Origin of the sequence: Sulfuricurvum sp. (assembly GCF_023250475.1) — a bacterium.
GTDB lineage: Bacteria > Campylobacterota > Campylobacteria > Campylobacterales > Sulfurimonadaceae > Sulfuricurvum.
On sequence record NZ_JAHFAQ010000006.1, the window covers coordinates 1 to 16,286 of the forward strand.

Consider the following 16,286-nt stretch of genomic DNA (forward strand, 5'->3'; position numbering starts at 1 on the left):
TTAACGCGTAGCGATAATACAATAACGCGTCGCAAGCAGAATGACGAGGGGGCCTTTAGAGTATTCGGTGCGGAGGGGAGCTATTCGAAAGCGTTGAGTGAGCATTTTATTAAAACAGGAGTTGAGATGAAGCGTCTGCACCAGCGTGACGATGTTGTAGACTATCTGAACGGTGTAGTGAATACCGATGATCATCAACGTTTGCGTGAAGACAAAGGCGCATTGTATATTCAAGATGAAATTACAATCGGCGAAAACATAATTCTCACCCCGGGCCTTCGATTCGAGCGATCTTTACGACAATTTGATCAGACCGTGGCCACTGATTACGTCGCCCCCTCTCTCCATGCCCTCTACAAACTCAGTGAGAACGATAATCTCCGTGCAAGTATCGCTAAAACGGTAAAATTGCCCCGATTGGACGAACTTTCCGACTCACTGGACAGCACGCTTGATCAGAATGATCTGAATCATCCCGATGTGACCGGAAATCCGAATCTCAAAGAGGAATCGGCGCTCAGCTATGAACTGCGTTATGAACACTTTTTTGAGGATAAAGGGATCGTGAGTATCGGAGGTTTTTATCGCGACATCAGTGATAAGATCGAAAAGCTGACTACATTGGAAGCAGGGCGATATGTAGAACGTCCTTATAACTCGGGTCAAGGAGAATTGTGGAGCCTCGAACTTGAACTTAAAAAATCGCTTGATTCGTATGTGAACGGTTTGGGAGTTTTTGGTAATGCGACGTTTCAGGACTCATCCCTGGTCAGTAATGGGGTGAAACGAACGATTAAAGGGACGAATGATTACCTTTACAATATCGGGATCGATCATACTCTCAAAGAGTATCGTTTGACGTACGGAGCAGCGTACCGCTACGTCAGCGGATATGATGATCCGATGGATGAGCGCGGTATCGCCGAATCCCAAGCAGGATACGGAACTCTTGATCTGTATGCGACCAAACGGCTGAATCCGACCTATAAACTGGGGCTTAATCTTAAAAACATTACCTCTTCTACGATCACTACTACCTCAAAGCGCTATGTTGCCGGGGTTCTCAGCGAAACTCAGGTTGACCAAGAAAATTCAAAATTTCATTTTCTTGTCACCCTTGAGGGGCGTTGGTAAATATTTCACTATTAATGATAAAGGGATTTTTCCCTATCGTTAATCAAAACTTAGTATTTACAATTTATATATTTAATAATGCTTATCACTATTGACATTGGCGCTTGGATAAGTTATATTTCTACAAATGAAAGTAATTATCAATTGCTTTTAGCCAGCCAAAGCTTTCTTCTCCTTTTAAGCCTGTAGCCAGCCACTTCCAAAATTTAAGGAGTGCCTATGGCCTATCATAACCGTTTTTTACATTCGCAAATGCTCCCGATCGGAGCTATGCTTCTCAGTATGAGTGCAAGCTCATTATTGGCAAACTCAGCCGATTCCAATGCTACGATTAAAGCCATTGATATCCAAGAGACAGTAGAAATAGAACTTCCTCGCTATCAGCCGGGTGTTTCTAAAACTGCTAAAACCGGGCAATTGGCTCATGACGTACCTCAAGCAATTACGGTAGTAACGAAAGAGTTGTTGCATGATAAATCTGAATTTACTCTAAAAGAGGCGCTTAGTAACGTATCAGGGCTCACTTTTAATGCGGCAGAAGGCGGACGTATCGGAGACAATATGAACTTGAGAGGTTTCTATACTTTCGGTGATTTATATCTTGACGGTATCCGTGACGTCGCTCAGTATAACCGTGATACGTTTAATCTCGAATCAATTGATGTTCTGCGCGGGGGTGCGGCGATGTTATTCGGTCGTGGTCAAGCGGGTGGGGTTATCAATCAGGTGAGCAAAGATGCGGAAGCTGAAAATTTTGGCAAACTCTCGATCACTGCCGGCACGGATGACTATAAACGTACTTCAGCTGATGTGAACGTGATGCTAAACGATACGACAGCATTTCGTCTCAATGCAATGGGAATGGATTCTGGAAGTACCCGCGATGATGTTTATAACGAAACGGTCGGAATTGCGCCGACGATGACGTTTGGACTTAATACCGATAATGAGTTCAGTTTATCCCATTATTATTTGAAAACCCATATTACGCCCGATTACGGAGTTCCGTTTGACAGTGCGACTAAAAGACCTGCCGATGTAGGAAACAAAGTATTTTATGGATTTACAGATGACTATGAAGATAATCGCGTCAATATCACAACTGCTAGTTATACCCATAAGTTCTTTAAAGATACACGGATTCGTTCCGTGATTCGTCATGCCGATTATCTCCGTGATAACTGGGCAACTGCGCCGGGTGGATATGATACGACCAATGGGGCGGATGATACGATTACCAGAGGGACAAAAGGAAACGGTGCAAAAGAGAAAACCGATACATGGCAAAATGATTTTACGACTCAGTTTGAAGTCCTCGGATTGAAACATGAAGCATTGGTCGGAACCGAATTTTTACGTGAAGAACAAGTACGATGGGGACATGACGGATTGTCAACCTATTATCCTAATATATCTTTGGCTAATGGGCCGGCTAATGGACTTGCGGCGGTTCCGACGAATGGGCAACGGGCATTGGCAAACAATGGAATCTGGTATCAGTATGCAACGACAGGTACACGATGGGCAGCGTCGATGCCAACCACAGCTGAATCAGGTTCAACGCTTCCGGATGCCTATAAATCGGTATATGGCAATAAAGAACGCAATATAAGCGGCGGGTACAAAGGACGTACGTGGGCAGTGTATGCACAGGATATTGTTGAAATCGCACCGAGTTGGAAAGTCATGGCAGGGTTTCGTAAAGATTGGCTAAACATGGATTATTTTACGGGAGCGAATATGGTGCAAAATGGAGAACTCCATTTTAACGAGATGAGTTACCGTGCCGGATTATCGTATCAGCCGAATAAACAATACCATTATTATCTTTCTTGGAATAATTCGTTTAATACGACAGGAGATCTGTACTCTTTTTCCAATGTGTATGCTCCTGAGCGAAGTAAAACGTATGAGCTTGGTGCGAAATTTGAACTCTTTGAAGGAGATCTTTCCTTACGTACAGCAATCTACCGTACGATCAAAGAGTGGGAACGCAATACTGATGTAGCAAGTGCATCCAGTAATCCGATCCTTTCAAAAGAGCGTCATACGGACGGTATCGAATTCGAGGTTGCAGGCCGTATCAACGATAACTGGGATGTATTTGCAGGCGTCGCATTTATGGATCCGGAAGTGGATGCAGTCGCTCCGGGCAAAGATGATATGTACATTGGTCAAAAACCGCCGAATTCAACCGATTACACATTTAATCTCTGGACAACCTATAAGCTTGGTAGCGGATGGAAGATCGGTAGTGGAATCGAGGGTAAAGGAGAGCGTGCTGTTTACAGCTATGCAAATGAAAGTGCGTCCAATGTATTTAATCCGAATATCGCACCCAGTTATATTCGTTATGACGGAATGATCTCCTATACACAAAAGAATTACGCTGTTCAGCTTAATGTGAAAAATCTTTTGGATACCGTTTATTACGAATCGGCCTATATCAACGGAGGATTTGTTGTTCCGGGAACCGGACGTACCGCACAGGTGACGTTAGACTATAAGTTTTTTTAAGACCATACCTCCCCCTGCGGGAGTTTTGCAGTTAGAGGATTTTAGTCTTTTAACTTCAAAACTTAGGCAAAGGAAATAAACATGTTACTCCATATACCCAATGTCCTCACCTCTGAACAGGTAGCACAATGCCGTGAACTCCTTACCTCCTCGACGTGGGTGGACGGGAATGTTACCAGCGGGACACAGGCGGCAAAAGCCAAAAATAATTTGCAGCTTCCCGAAGAGTCTGAAGCGGCTGTAGCGTTGCAAAAAATTGTGTTAGATGCCCTGAGCAATAACGCACTGTTTTTTACGGCAGCATTGCCGAAAAAGATTTTTCCTCCGCTATTTAACTGTTATACGGGTGAATTTAATACGTTTGGAAACCATGTTGATAATGCGGTTAGAACGATGCGCGGCGGCGGTAAACGGGTGCGTAGTGATCTCTCGTTTACCCTCTTTTTCTCCGATCCCGAAGAATATGACGGAGGAGAGTTAGTGATCGAGGATACCTTCGGTTCGCAAATTGTCAAACTTCCGGCAGGGGATTTGGTACTTTATCCCTCTTCGAGCGTTCATCGGGTTGAACCTGTGACACGCGGAGCACGTATTTCATGCTTTACGTGGCTGGAGAGCATGATTCGTGAGACAGACCGACGACGGTTGCTGTTTGATTTGGATATGTCGATTATGGCGTTTCGTGAGCGGTTAGGGGATGATGAGGATACGGTTAAACTTACAAGTATTTATCATAATTTACTCCGTACATGGGCAGATACTTAATCAATAAAATAACATAAAGGAAAAAGAAATGGAAGAGTTAAAGTTAGTCGTCGATTATGCGACCTTGGGTATTTTAGGTGTAATGAGCGTCATAGCGTTTGCGTACGGAATCGAGCGATTTTTTTACTATCGTTCAGTAAAAATAGAGGATTATGAGACAAAAAACAAAGCGGAAGCGGAACTTTCAAAAAATTTGACAACGATTTCCGTGATCGGTTCGAATGCTCCCTATGTTGGATTACTCGGGACAGTTTCAGGGATTATGGTGGTTTTTTATGAGATTGGACAAAGTGGCGGAATGGAACCTACAGCTGTCGTTATTGGACTTTCTATGGCACTTAAAGCGACGGCATTAGGATTGTTGGTCGCGATCCCTTCGATCATGATTTACAGTGCATGTTTGCGAAAAATGGATTTATTGATGGGAGAATGGGAAGATGCGCGCGCTTAAACGAGTGGAAGGGATCAATGTTGTCCCTCTCATCGATGTTGTTTTGGTTCTTTTGGCGATTGTTCTGACCATTTCCACCTTTGTGGCGTCGGGAGCCATTAAGCTCGATCTTCCCAAAGCCGCCAGTGCTCTGCAAACACCGCCGCAAAAGATCGAAATTGCCATCAATGAGAACGGATCACTCTTTTGGAATGGTAAAGCAATGATGCAAAAAGAGTTAGTCGCGCAAATATCGAGATTAAACCGTGATACAAGTATAAGCATTTTGGGAGATAAAAAAGCATTTTTCAACGATTTTATTTTTATACTCGATCAGCTAAAGCTTCAAAAGATTGAAAAAATATCAATTGTGACGAAGAGGGAGTCATGAAAACAAAGCGTTCATTTCTCTTTTCTCTGTTGCTGCATGCAGGAATTTTTACCGGAGCGGTCGCACTCTCTACTCTGATAAAAGAGGAGAAAGAAGAGGAGATAGTTTTAGAGCTCTCTCTTGATTCTGCGGCACAGATACAGCCGGTTTCTACAGTGCTATCTTCTAAAAAAATGACATTATCCAAAAGCATTGCACCATCTACAGATGAGATTATTGAAAAAACTGAACCTAAACCGCTCATACAAAAAACTGAGTCTCTCCAGATGTTTCCAAAAGAAGTGATTGAAGATCCTAAACCTACGCTAACTGCTCAAACGACATCGATGCAGATTCCTGCGAAAGAAACCGTATTTGCATCGAATCCACCAATTTTAGCACCTCAAAGTATCAATATTGAAGAGCAGTATTTGGATGATCATCTCTCGACTATACGGGACTTACTCGTCAAATACCGTAAATATCCTTCACAAGCGGTTCGTTTAAAACAAGAAGGCGCGGTGCAAGTGACATTTCGTCTCAAACAAAACGGCGAAGTTGAAGATATCCGAATTATCGGAAGTTCAGGTTATGAACTTTTGGATGGTGATGCGATGGCCTTGGTACAAAAAACATCAGAATATTTCCCAAAACCGCCTAAAACGATTCGTATTACCGTCCCTTTAAACTATGTATTAAAAGTCCGTACATAACTGACGTCTAAATAATTAAACTTAAAACGTCAAGTTATCGATGATTCATTAACTGTTTGTAGGTTAAGATAGGTAAGATTTTTAGAATATCATTGCTAAGGAGATACCTATGAAAGACAATGAACCGACGCTCGAATCCATTGAAGATTACAATACATTAAAAGGCTCTAAAAAACGGGTCGTATGGACCGTTATTATTGCGGGACTATTAGTCGGAATAATGTTTGTTGCGGCTAAGAGCTATTATGGCAGTGTAAACGATTCTATCCCTTTGCAGGACGCTATCGGTAAAGTTCCCGTAAAATAATGGTAAAATCACGTTTTTTTTACCAAGGAATTGTATGATAGCAACCGTTATAGGTATTTACACACTCTTTATTTTTATCAGGCTCTATGTAAGCGTTATGCAGATCGGTTATATTAATCAGATCAAGCGTAAAGGGGCCGTTTTAATGGGTGAGAAAGAGTATCTTGATGCGGCGGCTTACGCCGTAGCCAAAGAGAAACTTGGGATGGTGGAAACATTTGTCGAATTTTTACTTTTCTTAGTCTGGATGGGCGGAATGATGGCGTGGTTGGATAGTGCGTTAGCGATAGAGAGCGAAGCCCTTCATACGATCATTGCAGTGATCGGCATGGTTATCATTAATGCACTGGTTCAGCTCCCTTTTGGGTGGATCGCTAAATTCAAAATCGATGCGCAATACGGATTTAACCGCTCCAGTGGGGCTCAATTTATCAAAGATACCCTTGTCGGCACTGTTTTGACGATTGTTATCGGAAGTTTGATTGTTTGGATAGTTTCGATGATCATTACGTCGAGTGAGCTGTGGTGGCTGTGGAGTTTTGCATTTATTTTTGCCGTAGTGATTGCAATCAATATGTTTTTCCCCACCATTCGAGCCCTTTTCTTTGATAAAGTGACTCCCCTTGAAAACGGTGAGTTGCGCGAAAAAATCGAAGAGTTGATGAATAAAACGGGGTTTGTGAGCAGCGGTATATTTGTGAGCGATGCCAGCAAACGTGATGCGCGCTTGAATGCTTATTTTGGCGGATTAGGAAAAACCAAACGGGTTGTATTATTTGATACGCTGATTGAAAAACTCTCTCCGAGTGAACTGATAGCGGTATTGGGACATGAGCTTGGGCACTTTGCCCACGGTGATCTGTACAAAAATATTGCGATGGTGGGGGTAATGCTCTTTGGAATGTTTGCTGTTTTCGGGAACTTGCCGGAGACGCTTTACCTGGAACTCGGTGTATCACAATCTCCGCAGATCGTGATGATGCTCTTTATCCTTCTCCTTCCGGTCGTTAGTTTTATTATGATGCCGCTAATGGGGATGATGAGCCGTCATAACGAGTATGAAGCCGATCGGCGCGGTGCGGAACTCGGCGGTGCGGAACATTTGGTGAATGCCCTTAAAAAATTGGTTGCAGAAAATAAAAGCTTTCCACTCTCTCATCCATTGTACCGATTTTTCCATACGACCCACCCTCCTGTCGTTGATCGTCTTCGTGCCTTGGGCTATGATATTCGTGCTACGGTTGATGAAGGATATCCTGATCCATGTCCAAACGATTAAAAGAGCTTCACGAAGAGATCGCGCAAATTCTGAAAGGGGTTGTCGAATCTCCGCGGCGAGAAGCGGAACTTTTGCTGATGGCGTACCTTCAAAAAGATCAGCTTTTTTTTATTACTCATCAAGAGGACGTGATCGACGACAATGATCCAAAACTGTGTGAGTGGATAGAGATGCGCAGACGGAATGTACCTCTTGAATATCTGACCAATCGTGTCAGTTTTTACAGCAGAGAATTTTATATCGATGAGGGTGCATTGATCCCTCGTCCAGAGACGGAACATCTGATCGATGAGGTACTGGCGCGAGTATCTGCAGATAAAGCGGTTACGGTTGTTGAAGTAGGGGTAGGGAGCGGTATTATTTCGATACTTCTTGCCTTGCATCTTCCTGCGGCACGCTTTATCGCTGTCGATATCTCTCCCAAAGCGTTAGCGGTAGCTCGCCGTAATATCGAGTCGTTTGGTCTTTTGAACCGGATTGAACTGCGAGAGGGAGATTTGCTTTCGTGCATTGAGGAAAAAATAGACGTATTGGTTTCCAATCCACCTTATATCGCCCATAATGCACCATTAGAAACCAATCTTTCGTATGAGCCGCAAAACGCCCTTTTCGGGGGAGAGATCGGCGATGAAATTATTTGCCGTTTGTTGGATGCGGTCTATGAACGCCGTATTCCCCTTTTTGCCTGTGAGATGGGATACGATCAACGCCTAAAAGTGCAGGAATATCTAAAATCTTTTGCGGTACAATCGTTGGATTTTTATACCGATTATGCCTCGTTTGATCGGGGATTTGTATTAAAGGCTCTTCATGAATAAAAAAGCTGTTATTGATGTTCTTTATCTTTTATTGATCGCTATGACGGCAGGTGCCGTTTTGGTTTTAGGGGCATTTGTTGCCGCCGTTGTTTTTCACTCCGAGCTGTATTTGACCTTGCCGATCTTATCGCGGTATGAAGAGGGAAAAATCATGGGTGAAATTTTTCACCGTTTTACCTATTGGGCCTATTTTATGACTGTTATTATTGCACTCTACGAAGTCTCCCGCTACAAAGTGATGCAGATCGATAAAGTTGCCATTTTAAGCGCATTGGGCTCCATCGGGACTCTTCTGTTATTCAGTGCCGTGTATACCCCTAAAATTTTAGAATATCAAGCAAAGGGTGAGGCAGCAATCGATGAATCCTTTGAAGCACTCCATAAAGCGAGTGAAATTGATTTCAAAATCCTGTTAGTGATGTTATTGGTTCTATTTTGCCGACGAGCTTATGTGATGGCGGTTAAAAAATGATCCGGTTTGAAAATGTAACCAAACGTTTCGGAAAACGAGAGATTCTCAAAGGTGTTAATCTTGAGATCGAAAGAGGAAAAACGACGGTCATTTTTGGTGTATCGGGGGGAGGCAAATCGACGATAATCAAACATATTGTCGGACTTCTCAAGCCCGATAAGGGAACGATCACGATCGATGGAATACGGGTTGATAATGCCGATGAGACGACCCTGCGTGCCATCCGGACAAAGGTTGGATTTTTGTTTCAAAGCGGTGCATTGTTTGACAGTATGAACATCCGTGAAAATGTTGCATTCCCGATGCTCGAACATCAAAAGCTTAGTATAAAAGAGCTAGAGTATAAAATTGATGAGAAGCTGACGATGGTTGGGCTTGATCCCAAAATTGTCAAGTCGCTTTATCCCGAAGAACTGAGCGGCGGTATGCGCAAGCGTGTCGGTTTGGCCCGCACCCTTGCACTGGAACCGGAGGTTATTTTATACGATGAACCGACATCGGGACTTGATCCTGTCACCAGTGATTTTATTACCCAAATGATCTGCCGTCTGCGTGAAGAGATCGGAATGACCTCTATCCTTATCAGCCATGATATCGCCGAGAGTTTTAAAGCAGGGGATAATTATGCGATGCTTTTTGACGGTGTAATCGTCGAGTCGGGAGATAAAGAATCGTTTCGCAATTCACCCAATGCGGTAGTTCAGCAATTCATCCATGCACGTTCTGAGGGGCCGATAGCGTTTCATTAACGCCCTCCAAACTTCTTTGCCCACCACTCTTGCGGAGTGAGTGTTTGCTCTTTCAAAAAATTTTCATCCAGATTGTATTCGTAGTTTCCACAGTATTCGAGCAGTATCGCATAGGCTTCGTTGATTTGGGTACTCATTGTATGCGCTGTATCGGTATCATTGGGATGTTTGTCGGGATGCCATTGCTGCATCATATTTTTATATCGGATTTTGATGTCGGAGAGGGTAGCTTTGTCGCTCAGGCCAAGGAGCGTTTTGGCCTTTATGAGCGTGTCAAACGAGAGCATGGAGAGAGGGCTTAGTCTCTTTGTTGACGCATAAATGTCGGAACATCAAGGAAATCTTCCGTATAGTCACCATTGGCAACCATTGCCGGACGAACAACAACGCGAGGTTTCACAACACTAGCTGCTGCGGCAACTGCTTCTTTGTTTTCGAATTCACAGTTATTAATTCCCTGAGCCGCTTTTTTCTCAAAACCGGTAGCAACAAGGGTGATACGGATAAAATCTTTTGCCAATGACTCATCGGTCGTCGTACCGAAGATAACATCCGCTGATTCGTCAACGCTGTTATGGACAACGTCCATCGCCGCAGAGAGTTCCATAAACGGAAACTCAGGGTGCATGCTGAAGTGAACCAATACTCCGAGCGCACCGTTAACAGACATATTATCAAGCAATGGAGATTCGATAGCGTTTTTGATCGCTTCGTAGGCTGCATTTTCGCCTTTGTATTCGCCTACACCCATAAGAGCCAAACCACGGTGGCTCATAACAGTTTGTAAGTCGGCGAAGTCAAGATTGATATCATTATCGCCGCTGGCAAGGATAACACCCGAAGTTCCGCTAACGGCGCGAGCAAGTACGCTGTCAACGATTTTAAAGCTCTCTTTGATTCCGAGTTTCGGATCAATAATTGAGAGGAGTTTATCGTTCGGGATAACGACGATACAATCGGATTCGTTTTTAAGCTCTTGAAGACCATCTTCTGCAAGTTTAAGACGTTTTTTCCCTTCAAAAGAAAAAGGCTTTGTTACGACCGCAATGGTCAATGCACCGACATCTTTTGCACATTTAGCAATAATGGGAGCCGCACCGGTACCGGTACCGCCGCCGAGACCTGCCGCAACGAAAACAATATCAGCACCCTCTAGAGCACGTGTCAAAGCTTCATAACTCTCAATAGCAGATTCTTTGCCCACTTCGGGCTTCATACCCGCACCCAAACCTTTGGTCAGTTTTGCACCCAATTGGATTTTGGTCGCCGCAGAACCTTGTTCCAAAACTTGGGCATCGGTATTTGCGATAATCAATTCAATTCCCGGAATTTGCTCTTTAAGCATATATCCGATCATATTACCGCCGCCGCCGCCGACTCCGACTGCTACGATGCGCGCTCCCGTGAGAGTTGTTGATTCTTCAATTGAAAATGGTTCCATGCTTGCTCCTTGACGTGATTAAAATAGTTGAGTTGCCCAATTCCAAAACTTGGAAATAGGGTTGGGTTGATCGTTTTCGACAGGTTTGTTTGATCCGATATTGACCATTTTCGCCGTTTCGGCAATCTTCTCTTCCTTGACCGGAGGCGTTGAGGCCGTCGGTGTAGGAGTAGAAGATGCCGGTGTAATAGGCTCAAATTTCGGTGCTTCTTCGGGGAGTGAGCCGGTATGTGCAGCCGACTCTTCTCCGGCATGACGCATGCGACGGTTAACGTCGATCTCATAGGCAGTGTAGCCATCCGCTAGATATTTTATTAATCCGACCGCTCCCGAATAGGAAGGATCTCGAAGGGTATCGAATAGACCGCCGACATCGGTCGGTTTGGCAAGACGCACTGGCATATTGTCTAAAATGGCAACGGCAAGTTCACGCAATCCTTCGATTTTGGTAAAGCCTCCGGTGAGGACGACTCCTGCACCCATATGTTCTTTTAAACCGCTTTTTTCAATTGATTGGGCGATAATCATTAATGTCTCTTCTACCCGTGCATAGATAACGTTATGGACGACTTCGAGAGAGACTTCATGGCTGGACGTTTCATCACCGATAACCGGAAGCTCGATGAGATCATTGCTCGGTGCGTAGAGGGAACCGTAGGTTATTTTGACATTGTCAGCCGTATGCAGCGGGGTATGCAATGCCATGGAGAGGTCATTGGTAATATGATTTGAACCGACACCGAGGAAATCGTTATATCGGATAGCATGACCTGAGTGGATAACGATATTGCTCGTATTTCCACCCATATCAACGACGGCTGCTCCCAGTTCTTTCTCATCGGAATTGAGAACGGCGATGGCGGATGCGTATCCGCTGAGGACAACACTCTCAACATCGACACCGGCCGCTTTGACCGCTTTGCGTAGATTGTTAAGATTCGATTTTTGGGTCGTGATAATATGGGTTTCAACTTCCAAGCGTGCGGCATTCATCCCGAGAGGATCTTCAATAAAATCCTGATCGTCTACTTTGAAGTTGTACGGAAGGGCATGAAGCACTTCAAATTCATTGGGGATGTTAGCATTATACAATGAGGTGTGCATAACGCGCTGGATTTCATTGAGGGTGATCTCTTTATTCGGGATATTGACAATACCGCTGGAATTTAAACTTTTTGTATAGGCACCGGAAATCGTGACGATTGCACTGCGCAGTTCTGTTCCGGCAACCCTTTTGGCATCATTGAGTGCACTTTTGATGGATTTGGATGCAAGCTCTATGTTGGTGATGCTCCCTTTGCGAAGCCCTTGTGCTTTTGCGATACCGGCTCCGATAATTTGTGCGTTGTTATCGTCATCGATTTCCGCGATAAGCGCACAAATTTTGGTTGAGCCGATATCAATGGCTAAAACGGTTCGTTTCAAATCAAATCCCCTCTACATAGATTTCAACTGGGTACTTGCTCTCAAGCGCTTTAATCAGCCCTTGATCCAACAAACTCCCTTTGAGCTTGAGTACGGCACTTCCATCCGCTAATGTTTTATCTTGAAGCAACTTTTGTTCCAAAACGTTATACATAATCACATTTCCGCTCTCTAAAGTGATAAAACCTTGTTTTTGTTTGGAACCAAACAGTTTTGTCAAAAATTCTGATCCCTCAGGTGCACTCAATCCCGCTATTTTAGCGCTGTCTTTGCGTGTTAGAAAATCAGAAGAGGTGCCGCTGAATGTTTTATAACTGTTTTGGGCTAACTCTTGAAGTTTGTTTTTTTTAGCTTCGGCTGTATACAGAGCAATAACATCCGTTTTGGCCTCTTCATAGGTTTTAGTACGGGCAGGATTCATTTTGTCGAGTTTGACGATGATATAGTTGTTCCCTGCTTTACGAGGTTTGAGGAAAGGTTTTTGATCATTCAGTGTCATAATCTCTTTGGTAAGCTCGGGAGTAAACGGGGAAGTATCGGAAGTAACGGTTGCTTTTTGAGGGGTTATTCCCGATTTGAGAGATCCTTTTTTATAATCAATATAGAGACGAAGCGCCTCTTTTTCAGTTGCTTTATCATTAAGTGCGGAAACGATCATCGGCTGCGCATCGCTTAGCGCCAGCACTTTTCCTGCCGGATCTTTAAGCATTTGACGGTTCATATCATAATAGTCGCTAATCTCTTTGGCTGATGGAGTTGTTGTAACCGGTGATTGCGTTACATAGCTGATCTCAAAGTTCGGGGATGTTTTAAATTCACTTGAACGTTTTGCCCACAGTGTTTTGAGCTCGGCATCGTTTGGTACAAGTGAGATCATGTTCGGGGTAAGTATTTTATAGTTGATTTTGTCCGATACACCCAGAGCATCGGCGATTGCATTTTCTTCAATCGGTTTTGAACCTGAAGAGAGAAGGTAGAGTGTTTTTTGGATCAATAGCTCTTTTTTCATCGATTCTTCATATTCTTTGATGCTCAAGCGGTTTTGTTTTAGTACTTCGGCATACACCGCTTTATCAAATGTCCCCTCTTTGGCAAAAGCAGGCTGAGCTTTGATGACGTTCCAAAGTTCTTGGTCTGTTACGATCATTCCGTAGCTGTTTGCGAGGTTGAGGACTAATGCCTGGTTGACCAATTGGCGAAGGGCCTGACGTTGAAGCCCGAATTGCTTCGCCTGTTTTTCGTCAAATTTCCCTTGGAAAAGCTGATTGTATTGGTTGAATAGGTTCGAATAGCTTTTTTGAAGTTCTGCAGAAGTGACCGAGATATCTCCTACTTTGGCAACGGAACCCGCTTTGTCTCCGTAGTTGTATTGTCCCCATCCGACGAATCCGGCTCCGATAAAAGCGATCGTGGAGATCCAGATTGTGATGACCAAGTATTTTCGATGGCGCTGCATCCAAGTAATCATATTAAACGATCCTGTTGTAAAATTCAGATATTCTATTCACTTTACCATTAAACTTGGATGAAAATAGGTCATAACTAACAGATGTTATCATAAAATAATCAACATTAGAGGATTCCAATGAACAATTTAGAGATATCGGCACGGGATTTGAGTGTTTTATGGCATCCGTGTACCCAAATGAAAGATCACGAAACGATCCCCCTTATCCCTATTTCCAAAGGGGAAGGGGTATATCTATATGATTTCGAGGGGAATCGCACCATTGACGCGATCAGCAGCTGGTGGGTCAATATTTTCGGCCATTGCAACCCTTACATCAACCAAAAAATCAAAGAGCAGGTAGATAGACTCGAACATGTAATTTTGGCAGGATTTACCCATGAGGGGATTGTGAGACTCTCTGAGCGGTTAGTAGCTCTTTCTCCGGAAGGGCTAACACGCTGTTTTTATGCTGACAACGGCTCCAGTGCGATAGAAGTGGCACTGAAAATGTCCTATCACTCACACAAAAACAAAGGGGAAGAGAGAGGACTGTTTGTCTCTCTAACCGACAGTTATCACGGAGAGACGCTGGGAGCTCTTTCGGTCGGCGACGTGGCACTGTACAAAGAGACGTATGAACCGTTGCTGATCCGTTCCGTTCAAACACCCTCGCCGGATAATCAGAGTGTCGAGGCGGCTTTGGACGCGGCCAAATCGTTTGAACAATTGCTCCGTGATCGGGGAAGTGAGATCGCAGCACTGATTGTCGAGCCGTTAGTGCAGGGGGCAGGGGGGATGAGGATGTACCATCCCGCTTTTTTGAGCGAAACCAAACGGTTGTGCGAAGTGTACGGAGTCCATTTTATCGCCGATGAAATTCTGGTCGGATTCGGGCGGACGGGGAGTATGTTTGCGTGCGAACAAGCCAACATCACCCCCGATTTTTTAGTCCTCTCCAAAGGGCTTACCGGAGGGTACCTTCCTTTGTCGGTTGTTTTAACGACCGAGACGGTATACGGATCTTTTTATTGCGATTACAACCCTGTCCGTTCCTTTCTCCACTCCCACAGTTATACCGGCAATGCGTTGGCATGTGCGGCGGCCAATGCGACTCTCGATATCTTTGAATCGGAAAATGTGATAGACAAAAACCGTGTTACCATTGCCGCTATGGCTGAGGAATTGAAACGTTTTGTCTCATTGCCGAGAGTCAAAGAGGTACGTCAATGCGGGATGATTGCGGTGATTGAACTGGAGGGGTTTGATCCAAGTGAACGTATCGGATTGAAAATCCATCAGCTCTGTATGGCGCAAGGCGTTTTGATACGTCCTCTGGGAAGTGTTATTTATGTCATGACCCCCTATGTTATTAAGCCGGATGAATTGAAGCGTGTTTTTGATGCAATTGAATCGGCTCTCGGTAACATTTAAAGCTGTTATTAGTGAGTATTGGCTATTATAAGGGCTAATAAACTCAAAGGTCGCTCGTGCAAGAAACTCCCCATATCCCTGTTCTTTACCGAGAGGTGATTGAAGCGTTTTCTCCGTGTAAAGAGGGGATTGTGATTGATTGCACGATGGGATACGGAGGACACTCTTCGTTATTGCTGGATAATAATCCCACATTATCACTGATCGGGATCGATCAAGACCCTACGGCCATTGCCTTTTCTTCCAAACGGTTGGAACCTTTCGGTACGCGTGTGGAAATCCGTCGCGGACGATTCTCCGAGGTTGCTCACGAGGCAATTGGGGAAAAGGGGGAAAAGATTTGCGGTATTTTAGCCGATATAGGGGTGTCATCACTGCAGCTTGATCAGCGGGAACGGGGATTTTCGTATGAGAGCGATACGCTCGATATGCGGATGAACCCCGATGCTCCTCTGAGTGCTTCAGAGGTTGTCAATGAGTATTCCCAAAGTACATTAGAGACTATTTTACGTGAATACGGTGAAGTGACAAATGCCCGTAAAGTGGCGGAAACGATTGTGCAGCGGCGACCTTTCAGCTCAGCAAAAGAGCTTTCGAACGCAATTTTTCATCTGATGCCGAAGGGGAAAAAGATTCATCCCTCTACGCTGGTGATGCAGGCGATTCGGATCGAAGTGAATGATGAATTGGGTGAGCTGAGACGGCTATTGGATGCGATTGAATCCTCGAGCCTCAGACATTTACGCGTAGCGATCATTACGTTTCATTCGCTCGAAGATCGGATCGTCAAAAACCGTTTCACAAAATGGGGAAAAAACTGTATTTGCCCTGATGATGCGATGCGATGTACCTGCGGGAATAAGAATGCGATCGGCAAGGTTGTAACCAAAAAGCCGTTGATTGCCCAGGATGACGAGCTGCGTGCAAATTCACGGAGCCGAAGCGCTAAACTAAGAATTTTTGAAATACGAAGAGATTGATAAAT

General features: G+C 44.3%; 17 protein-coding genes. 13 read left to right on the top strand and 4 right to left on the bottom strand.

Translation table 11 applies throughout. The features are described from left to right. From Q0C19_RS01300 to Q0C19_RS01350, 11 genes are all read left to right on the top strand, one after another. On the top strand, nucleotides 1-1,134 hold a 1,134-nt coding region (locus Q0C19_RS01300), incomplete at its 5' end, for a TonB-dependent receptor (protein ID WP_295052030.1). A gap of 219 nt (nucleotides 1,135-1,353) precedes the next feature. Then, complete coding sequence (locus tag Q0C19_RS01305; protein WP_295052033.1) at nucleotides 1,354-3,651, top strand: TonB-dependent siderophore receptor; 2,298 nt, start codon at nucleotides 1,354-1,356, stop codon at nucleotides 3,649-3,651. A gap of 81 nt (nucleotides 3,652-3,732) precedes the next feature. Then, the gene (locus tag Q0C19_RS01310; RefSeq protein WP_295052036.1) at nucleotides 3,733-4,416 is read left to right on the top strand and encodes a Fe2+-dependent dioxygenase; all 684 of its coding nucleotides are present in this window, start codon (nucleotides 3,733-3,735) and stop codon (nucleotides 4,414-4,416) included. Nucleotides 4,417-4,444: 28 nt separating this feature from the next. Beyond that, nucleotides 4,445-4,867, top strand: coding sequence for a TonB-system energizer ExbB (gene exbB / locus Q0C19_RS01315; protein WP_295052039.1), 423 nt, complete (start codon nucleotides 4,445-4,447; stop codon nucleotides 4,865-4,867). Next, nucleotides 4,854-5,237, top strand: coding sequence for a biopolymer transporter ExbD (locus Q0C19_RS01320; protein WP_295052042.1), 384 nt, complete (start codon nucleotides 4,854-4,856; stop codon nucleotides 5,235-5,237). The genes exbB and Q0C19_RS01320 overlap by 14 nt, the downstream gene beginning before the upstream one ends. Beyond that, nucleotides 5,234-5,929, top strand: coding sequence for an energy transducer TonB (locus tag Q0C19_RS01325; protein WP_295052045.1), 696 nt, complete (start codon nucleotides 5,234-5,236; stop codon nucleotides 5,927-5,929). Before Q0C19_RS01320 ends, Q0C19_RS01325 begins: the two co-directional genes overlap by 4 nt. 109 nt (nucleotides 5,930-6,038) lie before the next feature. Next, nucleotides 6,039-6,236 carry a hypothetical protein gene (locus tag Q0C19_RS01330; protein ID WP_295052048.1) on the top strand — a complete coding sequence of 66 codons (198 nt, stop codon included), beginning with the start codon at nucleotides 6,039-6,041 and terminating at the stop codon, nucleotides 6,234-6,236. 34 nt (nucleotides 6,237-6,270) lie between these two features. Further along, nucleotides 6,271-7,515 (top strand): M48 family metallopeptidase, encoded by a 1,245-nt coding sequence (locus Q0C19_RS01335; protein WP_295052051.1) that lies wholly within the window; start codon nucleotides 6,271-6,273, stop codon nucleotides 7,513-7,515. Continuing rightward, nucleotides 7,500-8,333: a peptide chain release factor N(5)-glutamine methyltransferase gene (gene prmC / locus Q0C19_RS01340; protein ID WP_295052054.1), complete on the top strand. Its 834-nt coding sequence runs from the start codon at nucleotides 7,500-7,502 to the stop codon at nucleotides 8,331-8,333. Before Q0C19_RS01335 ends, prmC begins: the two co-directional genes overlap by 16 nt. Beyond that, entirely contained in the window at nucleotides 8,326-8,805 is a 480-nt protein-coding gene (locus Q0C19_RS01345) for a DUF4149 domain-containing protein (RefSeq protein WP_295052057.1), read from the top strand. The genes prmC and Q0C19_RS01345 overlap by 8 nt, the downstream gene beginning before the upstream one ends. Further along, nucleotides 8,802-9,554, top strand: a complete 753-nt coding sequence (locus Q0C19_RS01350; RefSeq protein ID WP_295052060.1) for an ATP-binding cassette domain-containing protein — start codon at nucleotides 8,802-8,804, stop codon at nucleotides 9,552-9,554. The genes Q0C19_RS01345 and Q0C19_RS01350 overlap by 4 nt, the downstream gene beginning before the upstream one ends. Here the strand turns inward: Q0C19_RS01350 and Q0C19_RS01355 are convergent. Genes Q0C19_RS01355 through Q0C19_RS01370 form a run of 4 tightly spaced genes read right to left on the bottom strand, consistent with a single transcriptional unit; the run spans nucleotide 9,551 to nucleotide 13,888 of the window. Further along, nucleotides 9,551-9,841 carry a J domain-containing protein gene (locus Q0C19_RS01355; RefSeq protein ID WP_295052062.1) on the bottom strand — a complete coding sequence of 97 codons (291 nt, stop codon included), beginning with the start codon at nucleotides 9,839-9,841 and terminating at the stop codon, nucleotides 9,551-9,553. The two genes, Q0C19_RS01350 and Q0C19_RS01355, sit on opposite strands and share 4 nt — an antisense overlap. Nucleotides 9,842-9,852: 11 nt before the next feature. Then, nucleotides 9,853-10,995 carry a cell division protein FtsZ gene (gene ftsZ / locus Q0C19_RS01360; protein WP_295052064.1) on the bottom strand — a complete coding sequence of 381 codons (1,143 nt, stop codon included), beginning with the start codon at nucleotides 10,993-10,995 and terminating at the stop codon, nucleotides 9,853-9,855. 18 nt (nucleotides 10,996-11,013) lie between these two features. Beyond that, complete coding sequence (ftsA, locus tag Q0C19_RS01365) at nucleotides 11,014-12,420, bottom strand: cell division protein FtsA (protein WP_295052067.1); 1,407 nt, start codon at nucleotides 12,418-12,420, stop codon at nucleotides 11,014-11,016. A gap of 1 nt (nucleotide 12,421) precedes the next feature. Continuing rightward, a complete protein-coding gene (locus Q0C19_RS01370; RefSeq protein WP_295052070.1) occupies nucleotides 12,422-13,888 on the bottom strand; it encodes a peptidylprolyl isomerase in 1,467 nt (488 codons plus the stop codon). A 117-nt stretch (nucleotides 13,889-14,005) separates the two neighbouring features. Between Q0C19_RS01370 and Q0C19_RS01375 the strand changes: the two genes are divergently transcribed. Both Q0C19_RS01375 and rsmH read left to right on the top strand, forming a co-directional pair. Beyond that, complete coding sequence (locus Q0C19_RS01375) at nucleotides 14,006-15,301, top strand: adenosylmethionine--8-amino-7-oxononanoate transaminase (RefSeq protein WP_295052073.1); 1,296 nt, start codon at nucleotides 14,006-14,008, stop codon at nucleotides 15,299-15,301. 56 nt (nucleotides 15,302-15,357) lie between these two features. Then, the gene (gene rsmH, locus Q0C19_RS01380; RefSeq protein ID WP_295052075.1) at nucleotides 15,358-16,281 is read left to right on the top strand and encodes a 16S rRNA (cytosine(1402)-N(4))-methyltransferase RsmH; all 924 of its coding nucleotides are present in this window, start codon (nucleotides 15,358-15,360) and stop codon (nucleotides 16,279-16,281) included. Nucleotides 16,282-16,286: the final 5 nt, after the last annotated feature.